At 73.4% G+C, this 13,021-nt stretch carries 12 protein-coding genes; 7 read left to right on the forward strand and 5 right to left on the reverse strand.

All coding sequences use genetic code 11. The annotated features are described in order from the left end of the window. The first annotated feature begins 108 nt into the window (after positions 1–108). Both ACF08W_RS09680 and ACF08W_RS09685 read left to right on the forward strand, forming a co-directional pair. Positions 109–753 carry a TetR/AcrR family transcriptional regulator gene (locus ACF08W_RS09680; RefSeq protein ID WP_392278956.1) on the forward strand — a complete coding sequence of 215 codons (645 nt, stop codon included), beginning with the start codon at positions 109–111 and terminating at the stop codon, positions 751–753. Positions 754–873: 120 nt separating this feature from the next. Further along, a complete protein-coding gene (locus ACF08W_RS09685; RefSeq protein WP_392278957.1) occupies positions 874–2,823 on the forward strand; it encodes a flavin monoamine oxidase family protein in 1,950 nt (649 codons plus the stop codon). Positions 2,824–2,914: 91 nt separating this feature from the next. Here ACF08W_RS09685 and ACF08W_RS09690 read toward each other — a convergent pair whose 3' ends face one another. The 3 genes from ACF08W_RS09690 to ACF08W_RS09700 form a co-directional block, all read right to left on the reverse strand. Beyond that, complete coding sequence (locus ACF08W_RS09690; RefSeq protein WP_352275144.1) at positions 2,915–3,703, reverse strand: EI24 domain-containing protein; 789 nt, start codon at positions 3,701–3,703, stop codon at positions 2,915–2,917. Positions 3,704–3,792: 89 nt separating this feature from the next. After that, the gene (locus ACF08W_RS09695) at positions 3,793–4,224 is read right to left on the reverse strand and encodes an organic hydroperoxide resistance protein (RefSeq protein ID WP_352275146.1); all 432 of its coding nucleotides are present in this window, start codon (positions 4,222–4,224) and stop codon (positions 3,793–3,795) included. 76 nt (positions 4,225–4,300) lie between these two features. Further along, on the reverse strand, positions 4,301–5,320 hold the full coding sequence (locus ACF08W_RS09700; protein WP_392278958.1) for an NADP-dependent oxidoreductase: 1,020 nt from the start codon (positions 5,318–5,320) through the stop codon (positions 4,301–4,303). A gap of 142 nt (positions 5,321–5,462) precedes the next feature. On the opposite strand from ACF08W_RS09700, the gene ACF08W_RS09705 reads away from it, so the two are divergent. Next, positions 5,463–5,906, forward strand: a complete 444-nt coding sequence (locus ACF08W_RS09705) for a MarR family winged helix-turn-helix transcriptional regulator (RefSeq protein WP_392278959.1) — start codon at positions 5,463–5,465, stop codon at positions 5,904–5,906. 128 nt (positions 5,907–6,034) lie between these two features. Further along, positions 6,035–7,072, forward strand: a complete 1,038-nt coding sequence (locus ACF08W_RS09710; protein WP_392278960.1) for a rod shape-determining protein — start codon at positions 6,035–6,037, stop codon at positions 7,070–7,072. Positions 7,073–7,096: 24 nt separating this feature from the next. Here ACF08W_RS09710 and ACF08W_RS09715 read toward each other — a convergent pair whose 3' ends face one another. Further along, positions 7,097–7,528: an Lrp/AsnC family transcriptional regulator gene (locus ACF08W_RS09715; RefSeq protein WP_385204425.1), complete on the reverse strand. Its 432-nt coding sequence runs from the start codon at positions 7,526–7,528 to the stop codon at positions 7,097–7,099. Positions 7,529–7,653: 125 nt separating this feature from the next. On the opposite strand from ACF08W_RS09715, the gene ACF08W_RS09720 reads away from it, so the two are divergent. From ACF08W_RS09720 to ACF08W_RS09730, 3 genes are read left to right on the forward strand one after another with little or no spacing between them, the layout of a single operon-like run. Next, on the forward strand, positions 7,654–8,862 hold the full coding sequence (locus tag ACF08W_RS09720) for an MFS transporter (protein ID WP_385204422.1): 1,209 nt from the start codon (positions 7,654–7,656) through the stop codon (positions 8,860–8,862). A 22-nt stretch (positions 8,863–8,884) separates the two neighbouring features. Then, on the forward strand, positions 8,885–10,342 hold the full coding sequence (locus tag ACF08W_RS09725) for an acyl-CoA synthetase (RefSeq protein ID WP_392278961.1): 1,458 nt from the start codon (positions 8,885–8,887) through the stop codon (positions 10,340–10,342). Further along, on the forward strand, positions 10,335–11,681 hold the full coding sequence (locus tag ACF08W_RS09730; protein WP_392278962.1) for a carboxyl transferase domain-containing protein: 1,347 nt from the start codon (positions 10,335–10,337) through the stop codon (positions 11,679–11,681). The genes ACF08W_RS09725 and ACF08W_RS09730 overlap by 8 nt, the downstream gene beginning before the upstream one ends. Before the next feature lie 46 nt (positions 11,682–11,727). Here the strand turns inward: ACF08W_RS09730 and ACF08W_RS09735 are convergent, their stop codons facing one another. Beyond that, positions 11,728–12,996: an MFS transporter gene (locus tag ACF08W_RS09735; RefSeq protein ID WP_392278963.1), complete on the reverse strand. Its 1,269-nt coding sequence runs from the start codon at positions 12,994–12,996 to the stop codon at positions 11,728–11,730. Between the last annotated feature and the right edge of the window lie 25 nt (positions 12,997–13,021).

The raw sequence follows: 13,021 nt of genomic DNA on the forward strand, positions 1-13,021 counted from the left end.
TGACCCCGGACCAGGTAGACCAGTAGGTTTCGTTACCTTTATGTTATTTATGGGGATGGCGTACGGTCCCCGTACGGGGGTGGACGAGCGCCGAGAGGGGCCGGGGCGATGGTGCGGGGCAGAAGTACGGAGCGGCGGGCGGAGATCGTCCGGGCGGCGCTGGAGGTGATCGCCGAGCGGGGCTACCGGGGCGCCTCGTTGAGCGCCGTCGCCGAGCGGGTCGGCCTCAGCCAGCAGGGGCTGCTGCACTACTTCCCCACCAAGGACGCGCTGCTGCTCGCCGTGCTGGCGGAGCGCGACCAGTGGGACCCCGGCGCCTCCTCCCGGAGCGACGGTGTCTGGCCGGTCGAGCTGCTGGCCTCGCTGGTGGAGTACAACGCGATGCGGCCCGGCATCGTCCAGACCTTCTCGGCGCTGCTGGGCGAGAGCGTGACGGAGGGCCACCCGGCGCGGGAGTTCTTCACCCGCCGCTACACCCAGGTCCGGGCGAGCATGGCGGCGATCCTGCGCGCGGAGTACGGCGAGCGGCTGCCGGGCGGGCTGACCCCGGAGCGCGCGGCCCCGCTGCTGGTCGCGGTGCTGGACGGGCTCCAGTACCAGTGGCTGCTGGACCCGGAGTCGGTGGACATGCCCGCGGCCTTCGAGGACTTCCTGACGCTGCTGCGGACACCGGGGGCAACAACGGGGCCGGGTGGGGCAAATGCCCCAACTCCCCCTCCGGAAGCCCGAGTTCCGGAGAACCGCTCATCATGACACCCGCCGCGGGGCGGTGGGGACGGGATGCCCGAACCCCCGCCACCTGCGGGTGATTCGGGGCCGGTCTACGCGCGTCCGGGCGTCGGGCACCCCGGCGGGCGCCCCAAGGTTGACCGCATGACTTCCACGCCCGCAGGCCCGTCATCCGGCCTGACCTCCCGCCGTACCCTGCTCTCGGGCGCCACCGCCGGTGCCGCCGCGCTGGCCGTGACCGCCGCCACCGGCCCCGGCACCGCGCACGCCGCCACCGGCACCGCCGCGGACACCGCGCCGCTCGCCGCCGCGGCCGCCGGTTCGGACTGGGAGACCTGCCTCTCCGTCGCCCGCGCCATCCTCGTACGCGACGCCCAGGACCGGCCGTTGGTGCCGCGCTACCGCGAGATCCTGCTCTCCAAGGGGCTGCCGCGCGGCCGCCGGGCCCCCAAGAAGGTGCTGATCGTCGGGGCGGGCCCGGCCGGGCTCACCGCCGCCCATCTGCTCCACCGCGCCGGGCACACCGTCACCGTCATCGAGGCCAACGGCAACCGCGTCGGCGGCCGGATCAAGACCTTCCGCCGGGGCGGCCACGAGCGCGCCGAGGCACCGTTCGCCGACCCGAAGCAGTACGCCGAGGCCGGCGCGATGCGCATCCCCGACAGCCATCCGCTGGTCACCGGGCTGATGGACGGGTTCGGCCTGAAGCGCCGCCCCTTCCACCTGGTGGACGTCGACGCCCACGGCCGCCCGGTCAACCACACCTGGCTGCACGTCAACGGCGTCCGGATGCGCAAGGCCGAGTACGCGAAGAACCCCCGGAAGGTGAACCGTACGTTCGGCGTGCCCGCCGCGTTCGAGGACAAGCCCGCCGCGCAGATCGTGCGGGAGGCGTTCGCCCCGGTGCGCGGGGAGTTCGAGGGCAAGGAGGGCCGGGAGCTCGTCGAGGGCTGGGCCCGGGTCGTCCAGCGGTACGGGCACTGGTCGATGTTCCGCTTCCTGACCGAGGCGGCCAAGCTCGACGAGCGCACGATCGACCTGATCGGCTCGGTCGAGAACATGACCTCCCGGCTCCACCTCTCCTTCGTGCACAGCTTCATCGGCGCCTCCCTGATCAGCCCGGACACCTCCTTCTTCGAGCTGCCCGGCGGCACCGGCGTCCTCGCCGACGCGATGTACGAGCGGGTCAAGGGCCTGGTGAAGCTGGACCGCCGGGTCACCCGGATCAGCCACGGCGAGCACGGCGTGGAGGTCGAGACGGTCTCCGAGGGCCGCGACGGCAAGCCGCTGGTCCGCCAGACCTTCCGCGGCGACCGGGCCATCATCACCGTGCCGTTCTCCGGGCTGCGCCACATCCCCGTCGCGCCCGCGCTCTCGTACGGCAAGCGGCGGGCGATCACCGAGGTCCACTACGACGCGGCGACCAAGGTCCTGCTCGAATTCAGCCGCCGCTGGTGGGAGTTCGAGGAGAAGGACTGGAAGCGGGAGCTGGACCGGATCAGGCCCGGCCTGTACGACGCCTACCGGCAGGGCAGGGCACCGGCCGACGGCTCGCTGCTGGGCGCCCACCCCTCCGTCCCGAACGGTCATCTGCCCTCCGGTCAGCGGGCGCACTACGCGGCGCACCGGACCGTCGCCCGCGACCAGCCCGAGGCGGCCCGGGTGATCGGCGGCGGCTCGGTCACCGACAACGCCAACCGGTTCATGTACCAGCCCTCGCACCCGGTGGAGGGCAGTGCGGGCGGTGTCCTGCTCGCCTCGTACAGCTGGGCCGACGACGCCCTGAAGTGGGACTCGCTCGACGACGACGAGCGCTACCCGCTCACCCTGGCCGGGGTGCAGGACGTGTACGGGCAGCGGATCGAGGTGTTCTACACCGGCGTCGGCGCCACCCAGTCGTGGATGCGCGACCCCTACGCGTACGGGGAGGCGTCGGTGCTGCTGCCCGGCCAGCACACCGAACTCCTCGCCCATGTGCGCGCGGTGGAGGGTCCGCTGCACTTCGCGGGCGACCACACCTCGGTCAAGCCGGCCTGGATCGAGGGGGCGCTGGAGTCGGCGGTCCGCTCGGCCCTGGAGGTGCACGGCGCCTGACCGGGACGGGCCGCCCGCCGTACCGCCGGGACAGCCCGTGGGCCGGCGGCCCGTCGTACCACCACGACCGGGCCGCCGCTCCCGTAGGCCGTCAGCCCTTGTCGAGGGTGTACGGGGCGGGGTCGCCGTCCCCGTCCCCGCTCTCCGGGGCCGTCAGGTCGCGGGCGAGCAGGGTGGCCCCGGCGACGGCGCCCGGCATCAGGAACACGGCGACGAACGGCACCAGGAAGGCCAGCCCCAGCGGTACGCCGAAGCCCAGGGTCAGCATCCGCCGCCCCCGCAGCAGGGCGAGCCGGTCCCGCAGCACCATGCCGCGGCGCTGGAGCGCGACGGCGGTCAGCTCCTCGGTGAGGAAGTAGCCCGTGACGCAGAAGCCGAGGACGGGTATCACCGTCTGGCCGAGCACCGGGACGAAACCGAGGGCGAAGAGCAGCAGCGAGTAGAGCCCCACCCGCACCAGGATGCGGAGGCTGTCCCGGGCGGAGATCCACAGCTCCCGCCAGAGCGGCAGCCCGGACTCCGGGACCTCACCGCCCTCCGTGCGGTCGACCTGCTCGGAGAGCGACTCGTAGAAGGGCTGGCCGACCAGCAGGGTCACCGCGGTGAAGGTGATCACGGCGAGGAAGAGGCCGAGGCCGAAGACCAGCACGGTCAGGGTGGTGCGGAAGACGCCGAGCCAGGGCGAGGACCAGCCGTCGGCGAACGGTGTCGCCCAGTCCACCAGGTCGTCGGCGCCGTAGCCGAGGCCGACGAGGGCCGCCGCGTACAGCGCCAGGGTGATCAGCCCGGGCAGCAGCCCGAAGCCGAACCACCGTCCGTGCCGGCCGACCCAGCGCTGCCCCTGTATCAAGTAGCCGAAGCCCGCCCCTAGATCACGCATGGCGTCAGCGTACTGGCGGTGCCGCACAGCCCGAGGGCCGCACCCCGGTACGGGGGTGCGGCCCTCGGAAACGCCGCGAGCGTGGGTGGTCAGGAAGCGACCGACAGCTCGACCGCGATGTTGCCCCGGGTGGCGTTCGAGTACGGGCACACCTGGTGGGCCTTCTCGACGAGCGCCTGCGCGGTGGCGGTGTCGACGTTCGGGATGGTGGCGCGGATCGCGACCGACAGCCCGAAGCCGCCCTCGGCGGTCTTGCCGATGGAGACCTCGGCGGTCACGGTGGAACCGGAGATGTCCGCCTTCTCCTGACGGGCCACCACGCCCAGCGCGCCCTGGAAGCAGGCGCTGTAGCCGGCGGCGAAGAGCTGCTCCGGGTTGGTGCCGGCACCGCTGCCGCCCATGCTCTTCGGCGGGTTGACGACGACGTCGAGGTTGCCGTCGTCGGACGAGACCCGGCCGTCGCGGCCGTTCTCGGCGGTGGCGACGGCGGTGTAGAGGACGTTGATGTCCTGAATGGTCATGCTGAGGATTCCTCCTGCTGTGCGCCGCGACTCGCGCCCACGATCGCGACGGCCTGGGATGACAATAATGCCTGCGTCAGGCGAGGGAGACGATCATCTTCCCGGTGTTCTCGCCGCGGAGCAGGCCGAGGAAGGCGTCGAAGCCGTTCTCGATGCCCTCGACGACGGTCTCGCGGTACTTCAGCTCGCCCGAGGCCAGCCAGCCCGCCACGTCCTTCACGAACTGCGGCTGGAGCGCGGCGTGGTCGCCGACGAGCATGCCCTGGATGCGCAGCCGCTTGCCGATGACGAGCGCGAGGTTGCGCGGGCCGGGGGTCGGTTCGGTCGCGTTGTACTGGGCGATCATTCCGCAGACGGTGACCCGGCCGTGCACGTTGAGCGCGGAGATCGCCGCTTCGAGGTGCTCGCCGCCGACGTTGTCGAAGTAGACGTCGATGCCCTCGGGGGCGGCGGCGCGGAGCTGCTCGACGACCGGGCCGTCGTGGTAGTTGAAGGCCGCGTCGAAGCCGTACTCCTCGACGAGGAGCTTGACCTTCTCGTCGGAGCCGGCCGAGCCGATGACCCGCGAGGCGCCCTTGATCCGGGCCATCTGGCCGACCTGGCTGCCGACCGCCCCGGCCGCGCCGGAGACGAAGACCGCGTCGCCCTCCTTGAAGGACGCGACGTCGAAGAGGCCCGCGTAGGCGGTGAGCCCGGTCATCCCGAGCACTCCGAGGTAGGCGGAGAGCGGGGCGACGGCCGGGTCGACCTTCACCGCGTGCTGGGCGGGGACCTCGGCGTACTCCCGCCAGCCGAGGCCGTGCAGGACGTGGTCGCCGACCGCGATGCCCTCGGCGTTCGACGCGATGACCTCGCCGACCGCGCCGCCGTCCATCGGGTGGTCGAGCTTGAACGGCGGGGTGTACGACTTCACGTCGTTCATCCGGCCCCGCATGTACGGATCGACCGAGAAGTACCGGTTGCGGACCAGGACCCGGCCTTCGCGGGGGGCCGTCACCGGCGCCTCGCGCAGCGCGAGGTCCTCGGCCTTCGGCCAGCCGTGCGGTCGGGCGACGAGGTGCCATTCACGGCCGGACGTGGGAAGTGTTGCTGACATGGACTCGGGCTCTCCTCGGTGTCCTGGGGGTCCTGCGGGGCGGGGGGATCGCCCCGGGCTCCGGACGGAATTACTTCAGATCGTGAAACAACAATGTGCCTGAATATTTCACCTTGTCAAGCAACCGGCTATCCTGGGTGTCATGGCACTCCCCCGTACAGACCCGCTGACCCTTGAGGTCGTCGAGCTCATCGGCACCGTCGTGGCGCGCTACTACGAGGAGTACGACCAGGCGGCCGCCGCCCACTCGCTCACCGGCGCGCAGGCCCGGGTGCTCGGGCTGCTCGCCGTGGAGCCGATGCCGATGCGCCGGATCGCCCGGAAGCTGAAGTGCGAGCCGTCGAACGTGACGGGCATCATCGACCGGCTGGAGGTGCGCGGTCTGGTGGAGCGGCGGCCCGATCCGGCCGACCGGCGGGTGAAGCTGGCCGCGCCGACGGAGCTGGGCACGCGGACGGCGCGGGAGCTGCGCGATTCGCTGACCTTCGCCCGGGAGCCGCTGGCCGAGCTGTCGGAGGCGGAGCGGACGGTGCTGCGGGACCTGCTGCGCCGGATGCTGGGCGAGGCAGGGCCGGACATTCCCTGAGGGCGCCCCCGGCCGGCGGGGTCCCCTCCTACGGCTCAGCCCAGCGCGCGGCGCGCCCCCGGGCGGCGCACGATGCGAAGGTACCGGCGGCCGCCGGTACCTCCGTCCGCGCCCCCGGGAGATCTGCCGTGGCCGTCAGTCTTGAGCAGTTGCGCCGTTGCCATGTCGCCGTCGACCTCGGAGCGGCCCGGACCCGGGTGTACGTCAAGGGGCTCGGGCTGGTCGTCGACGAGCCGAGCGCCGCCGCGGTGAACACCCGTACCGGATCGCTCATCGCCGTCGGCACCTTCGCCGAGCAGATGACGGGCCGCACCCCCGACTACATCAAGGTGACCCGGCCGGTCACCGGCGGGACCGTCATCGACATCGAGATGGCCCAGCGCATGCTGCGCCACCTCCTCGGCGACAAGCTCCGCCGCCAGTTGCGCCGCAAGCCCCGGCTCCGGGCCGCCGCCTGCACCCCGCACGGCAGCGATCCGCTCGCCCAGCGGGCCACCGTGGAGACGATGGTCGGGATCGGCGCCCGCCGGGTCGAGCTGGTGGACACCCTGATCGCGGCGGCGGTCGGCTGCGGGCTGCCGGTCGAGCAGCCGACCGCCACCATGATCATGGTGTGCGGGGCGGCGACCACCCAGATCGCGGTGCTCTCGCTCGGCTCGATCGTGAGCGCGGTGCGCATCCCGGTCGGCGGCGACGCCATCGACCACGCGGTCATCCAGCATCTGCGCCAGCACCACGAGCTGATGCTGCCGAGCCAGTCCGTGCGCCCGCTCCAACTGGCGCTCAACGACAGCGGGCTGACCTCGGAGGGACCCGCCACCACCGAGATCCACGGCCGGGACGTGGCGACCGGGCTGGCCCGCTCGGTGCGGGTCGACACCGCCGCCGTGCGGCAGGCCATCCACGCCCCGCTCACCAACGTGCTGGACGGGCTCGGCAAGATCCTCCGCGAGTGCCCGCCCGACCTGGTGGCCGACCTGGTGGACTGCGGGATCATGATGGTCGGCGGGAGCGCGCTGCTGCCCGGCCTCGACCAGATGCTGCGGAACGCGACGGGGCTGCCGGTGCACATCGCCGAGCGGCCGGACACCTGCGCGGTGATGGGGCTCGGCGCCATGCTGGACGGGGAGATCGAGCCGATGGTCCTCGACCCGCTCGGCTGCTGAGGGCGGGCGCCCGGCCACCGGCAGTCATCTGGCGGGCGCGGCCCGGAGCGCGACCCTGGTGTTGGAGTGGGCCACCCCCGCCTCCCGCTTGAGCCGGCGCAGCAGCCCGTCCAGGGCCGTGGTGTCGGCGACGGCGGCCCGTACGAGGTAGTCGTGGGCGCCGGTCACATGGACCACCTCGGTGATGCCGGGCAGGGCGAGCACCGCCCGTTCGAAGGTCTCGTTGGTCGTGTCGATCCGCAGGGACACGTCGATGAAGACGACGAGCCCGGTGCGGGTGTCGGCGGCCGGGTCGATGATCACGGTGAAGCCCCGGATCACCCCGTCGCGGCGGAGCCGGCGCACCCGGTCGGCCGCCGCGTTGGCGCTGAGCCCGACCCGTTCGCCCAGGTCCCGGTACGAGATCCGGGCGTCCTCCTGGAGGATGCCGAGGATGTCCCTGTCCAGACGGTCCATACTGCGATTGTCGCAGCTTTGTCCGCTGTCTGGGTGTCTGAAGTCATTCGTCACTCCTGGTTCGGCATCACTCGCCCGGCGTATTCCGGCGCGCCGCCGGGAGGGGGCCGCCCTTGACTTGAGGGGTGGACACAACGGTCAAGCAGTCCCCGGCCGCGGTCGACGCGCCGTCCTCGGCCGCGTACCGCAATCTCGTGATGGCCACGATCGGGTTCGGGCTCACCTTCTGGGCCTGGAACCTGATCGCGCCGCTGTCCGGCGACTACAAGGAGCGGCTGGGGCTGACCTCGTTCGAGCAGTCGCTGCTGGTGGCGGTGCCGGTGCTGGTCGGTTCGCTGGGCCGGATCCCGGCGGGCGCGTTCACCGACAAGTACGGCGCCCGGCTGATGTTCCCGCTGGTCTCGGCGCTCACCGTCGTGCCGGTGCTGCTGCTGATCCCGGCACGGGACTCGTACGGCGCAATGCTGGTGGTGGGCTTTCTGCTGGGGCTGGGCGGCACCACGTTCGCGATCGGCATCCCGCTGGTCAACTCGTGGTTCCCGCCCGCCAAACGCGGTCTCGCGCTCGGCGTCTTCGGCATGGGCATGGGTGGGGTGGCGCTCTCCGGGTACTTCACCCCGCGGATCGCGGAGCACGGGAGGAACCTGCCGTACCTGGTGGTCGCGGCGGCGCTCGTGGTGTACGCGGCGCTGGCCGCCGTGCTGGTCAGCGACCGGCCGGGCCGCCCGGTGCCGACCGAGTCGCCGGCCCGCCGGCTGGGCCGCGCCGGACGGCTCCGGGTCACCTGGGAGCTGTCCGCGCTGTACGCGATCGGCTTCGGCGGAATCGTCGCGTTCGGCGTGTACCTGCCCACGTATCTGAAGACCTGGTACGACCTGTCGCCCACCGACGCCGGGACGAAGGCCGCCGGGTTCGCCCTGGTCACCGTCGTCTTCCGGCCGATCGGCGGCTGGCTCTCGGACCGCGTCCACCCGGCCGTGGTCACGGCGGCGGCGCTCGGCCTGGCCGCCCTGATGGCGATCGTCCAGGCATTCGACCCGCCACTGAACCCGGTCGGCACCATCGCGCTGCTCTGCATGGCCGCGGGCCTCGGCACCTCCAGCGGCAGCATCTTCGCCCTGGTGTCGCAGGTCACACCGCAGGCACAGGTGGGCAGCGTGACCGGGATCGTCGGCGCGATGGGCGGCCTGGGCGGCTTCGTGCCACCGCTGGTGATGGGGGCGATCTACAGCGCCCAGGGCTCGTACTCGATCGGCTTCATGCTCCTGTCGGACCTGGCGCTCGCGGGCTGTGTGTACGCGTACGGCCGCATGCGGGGGCTGCGCGGGGAGTAGGGCCTTCCGTAGGGTGCGGAGAGTGACGCATCCTCTTCTGTCCGTACCGGACGACGGTTCGCGCCGGGAAGCCCTCCGGTTCGGCGAACACAGCCTGACCTACGACGCGTTGGCCGCCGCCTCGGGCGCGCTCGCCGCCCGGATCTCCGGTGCCGGACGGGTCGCCGTCTGGGCCACCCCGACGCCCTCGACGGTGGTCGCCGTGGTGGCCGCGCTCCGGGCCGGGGTGCCCGCGGTGCCGCTCAACCCCCGTACGGGTACGCGCGAGCTCGCCCACATCGTGGCGGACAGCGGACCGGCCGTGGTGCTGGCCGGGGCGGGCGACGTCCTCCCGCCGCCGCTCGACGCGCTGGACCGGATCGACGTCGACCCGGCCGGGACGGGCGGCCCCGCCGCGTTCCCCGAGCCCGGCCCCGAGTCCCCCGCCCTGGTCGTCTACACCTCGGGCACCACCGGCCCGCCGAAGGGCGCGGTGCTGCCCCGCCGGGCGGTCGCCGCCTCGCTCGACGCGCTGGCGGACGCCTGGGAGTGGACCGGGGACGACGTGCTCGTCCACGCCCTGCCGCTCTTCCACGTACACGGCCTGGTCCTCGGGGTGCTCGGGCCGCTGCGCCGGGGCGGCTCGGTGCGGCACCTGGGCCGGTTCTCCACCGAGGGGGTGGCCCGGGAGCTGTCGTCCGGCGGGACCATGCTGTTCGGCGTGCCGACGATGTACCACCGGCTGGCGGAGGCCCTGGAGGGCTCCGGCCCCGAGGCGGCCGGGCTGGCGAAGGCACTGGCCGGGGCCCGGCTGCTGGTGTCCGGCTCGGCGGCGCTGCCGGTCCACGACCACGAGCGGATCGCGGCGGCGACCGGGCGCCGGGTCATCGAGCGGTACGGCATGACGGAGACCCTGATGAACACCGGCGTACGGGCCGACGGCGAGCCGCGCCCCGGCACCGTCGGCGCCCCGCTGCGCGGGGTGGAGCTCCGGCTGACCGAGGAGGACGGCACCGTCCTCACCGGCACCGGACCCGAGGTCATCGGCGAGATCCAGGTGCGCGGGCCGAACCTGTTCACCGGCTATCTGAACCGCCCCGACGCCACCGCCGCCGCGTTCACCGGCGACGGCTGGTTCCGCACCGGCGACATGGCGACCCGGGACCCCGACGGCTATGTACGGATCGTCGGCCGCAAGGCCACCGACCTGATCAAGAGCGGCGGTTACAAGATCGGCGCCGGGGAGATCGAGAACGCGCTGCTGGACCACCCCGGGGTCCGCGAGGCCGCCGTCACGGGCGAGCCGGACCCCGACCTGGGCGAGCGGATCATCGCCTGGGTGGTCCCCGCCGACCCGGCCGCGCCCCCCTCCGAGCAGGAACTGGCCGACCATGTCGCCGCCCAGCTCGCCCCGCACAAGCGCCCGCGCACCGTCCGCCACCTGGACGCGCTGCCCCGCAACGACCTCGGCAAGATCATGAAGCGGGCGCTCCGTGGCTGACCGGCAGAGCGCGCGGGCGGCGATCGCGGCCCTCACCACGGAGTTCGAGGAGCTCACCGAGGCCCCGCCCGGTGACACGACGGCCGGGGACGACGGGCCGCTCGCCTGGGCCGGGTACGCGGACTCCCGGGCCCGCGCCACCGCCCGGACCGGCGAGCGGGAGTCCGTCGTCCACGGCCTCGCCTCGGTCGGCGGCCACGACTGCGTGCTGGTCTCGTTCGAGTTCGGCTTCCTGGGCGGTTCGCTGGGGCAGCGCACCGGGGACCGGCTGGTGGCCGCGTACGAGGCGGCCCGCAGGCGTGGGCTGCCGCTGGTCTCGCTGATCGCGACGGGCGGCAGCCGGATGCAGGAGGGCATGGTCGCGCTGACCCAGCTCCAGCGGGTGGCCCACGCCTCGGCGCGGCTGAGGGCGGCGGGGCCGGCGCAGATCGCCGTTCTGCGTGACCCGACGACGGGCGGCGGCTGGGCCACCCTGGGGGCGGGCGCCGATGTGGTGCTGGCGCTGCCGGGCGCCCAGGTCGGCTTCGCCGGTTCCCGGGTGCGGCCGCCGGACGCGGATCCCGCCGCGTACACGGCCGAGGGCCAGTGGGCGGCGGGGCAGGTGGACGCGGTCGTGGCCCCGGACGGGCTGCCGGGGACGGTGGGCCGCTGGCTGCGGGCGCTGCGGCTGCCGGACGCCCCGCCGGACCCGGCCCCGGTCCCGCGGGCGCTGTCGGCGGCGGGCCTTCCGGAGACCGGCTGGGACGCGGTGCGGCAGGCCCGCTCGCCGTCCCGGCCGCGCGCCGAGGCGTATCTGGACGACTACTTCGCGGACCGGCTGCCGCTCGTCGGCGACCGCTGCGGGGGTACGGATCCGGGGCTGCTCGCCGGTTTCGGCTGGCGGGAGGGCCGGTCGGTCGCGTACGTCGCCCAGTGCGGCACCGCGACCCGCCCGGCCGGTTACCGCACGGCGGCCCGGGTGATCCGGCTGGCGGACCGGCTCGGGCTGCCCGTGCTGACCCTGGTCGATACCCCGGGCGCGGCCAACGACGCGGCGGCGGAACGGGCGGGCGCGGGCGCCGCGATCGCCGACGCCTTCGCGGCGATGGCGGCGGCCCGGGTGCCGCTCACCACCCTGGTGATCGGCGAGGGCGGCTCGGGCGGCGCACTGGCCCTCGCGGCCCCGGGAAACACCCATGTCACCCCGGACAGCTACTTCTCGGTGATCGCCCCGGAGCTGGCGGCGGCCATCCTGAAGCGCGCCCCGGACCAGGTGCGGGCCACCGCCGACCAGTTGCGGCTGCGCCCGCAGGACCTGGTGGAGCTGGGCTTCGCCCGGTCGGTGGTGGGGCCGGAGTGACCGGGGCCGGGACCGTGCCCGGGGCCGTGTCCGGGGCGGTCCCCGGTCACGGCTGCGGGTCGCGGGCGTCGTAGCGGGCGAATCCGCGCCAGCGCAGCGCCAGCAGGCAGACGGCGACGACGCAGGCGATCCCGCCACCGGTCACCGCCAGGCCGGGCGAGGTCAGATCGGAGACGGAGCCCGAGAAGAAGTCGCCGAGCCGGGGGCCGCCCGCGACGACGACGATGAACACGCCCTGGAGCCGTCCGCGCATCTCGTCGGGGACGGCCGCCTGGAGCATGGTGTTGCGGAAGACCATCGAGATGGTGTCCGCGCAGCCCGCGAGCGCCAGGAAGAGCAGCCCGAGCCAGAGCTGCCGGGTCAGGCCGAAGACCGCGATGGCCGCGCCCCAGCAGGCGACGGCGACCAGGACGGCCAGCCCGTGCCGCCGTACCCGTCCCAGCCAGCCGGAGAACACCCCGCCGAGCAGCGCCCCGAACGCCGGGGCGGCGACCAGCAGACCGGTGGTCCTCGCGTCGCCCCCGTACCAGACGACGGCGACGACCGGGAACAGGGCCTTGGGCTGGGCGAGCACCATGGCGCACAGGTCGGTGAAGAAGGTCATCCGCAGGTTGGAACGTTTCGCCAGGAAGCGCAGCCCGTCCGCGACGGACGCCCGTTTGGCGGGCCCGCTCGCCTCCCCCCGGTCCGGCAGCATGGCGGGCAGCCGCCACATCGCGTAGAGGGCGGCGGTGAAGGTGACGGCGTCGACGGTGTACGCGGCCCGGTAGCCCCACCAGCCGACGATGACCCCGCCGAGCATCGGCCCGACCAGGTTGCCGGTGGTGCTGGTCATGGAGGAGAGCGCGTTGGCGGCGGGCAGCTGCTCGGCCGGGAGCAGCCGGGCGATCATCGAGCTGCGGGCCGGGGAGTTGACCGCGAAGCAGGCCGACTGGAGGGCGACGAGCGCGTACAGCAGCCCGACCTGTTCCACCCCGGCGATGGTGAGGGAGACCAGGGCGAGGGAGAGCAGGAACGAGCCGAAGGCGCTGGCCAGGCCCAGTTTCCGCCGGTCGAGGGTGTCGGCGACGGCCCCGCCGTACAGGCCGAAGACCACCAGCGGCAGGAACGAGCAGAAGCCGATGAGCCCGACCGAGAAGGCGGAGCCGGTGATGTCGTAGACCTGGAGCGATACCGCGAGGGAGGTCATCCCCTGCCCGATCCAGGAGACCGTGTTCCCGAACCAGAGGCGCCGGTAGTCCGGCGAAGTGTGCAAAGGGGTCAGATCGGCGAATATGCGGCGTCGGGCGGCGGGTTCCTCGGTCGTTTCGGTCACAGCGGATGGTAACGACCGGCCCCGG

This window comes from Streptomyces sp. NPDC015144, from assembly GCF_043079735.1.
Taxonomy (GTDB): Bacteria; Actinomycetota; Actinomycetes; order Streptomycetales; family Streptomycetaceae; genus Streptomyces.

What these genes read in the sequence shown, in the direction of transcription:
- ACF08W_RS09690 (WP_352275144.1), bottom strand. Translation starts at nt 3,703, where the DNA reads ATGCGTGATCTAGGGGCGGGCTTCGGCTACTTGATACAGGGGCAGCGC.
- ACF08W_RS09695 (WP_352275146.1), bottom strand. Translation starts at nt 4,224, where the DNA reads ATGACCATTCAGGACATCAACGTCCTCTACACCGCCGTCGCCACCGCC.
- ACF08W_RS09705 (WP_392278959.1), top strand. Translation starts at nt 5,463, where the DNA reads ATGGCACTCCCCCGTACAGACCCGCTGACCCTTGAGGTCGTCGAGCTC.
- ACF08W_RS09715 (WP_385204425.1), bottom strand. Translation starts at nt 7,528, where the DNA reads ATGGACCGTCTGGACAGGGACATCCTCGGCATCCTCCAGGAGGACGCC.
- ACF08W_RS09680 (WP_392278956.1), top strand. Translation starts at nt 109, where the DNA reads ATGGTGCGGGGCAGAAGTACGGAGCGGCGGGCGGAGATCGTCCGGGCG.
- ACF08W_RS09700 (WP_392278958.1), bottom strand. Translation starts at nt 5,320, where the DNA reads ATGTCAGCAACACTTCCCACGTCCGGCCGTGAATGGCACCTCGTCGCC.
- ACF08W_RS09685 (WP_392278957.1), top strand. Translation starts at nt 874, where the DNA reads ATGACTTCCACGCCCGCAGGCCCGTCATCCGGCCTGACCTCCCGCCGT.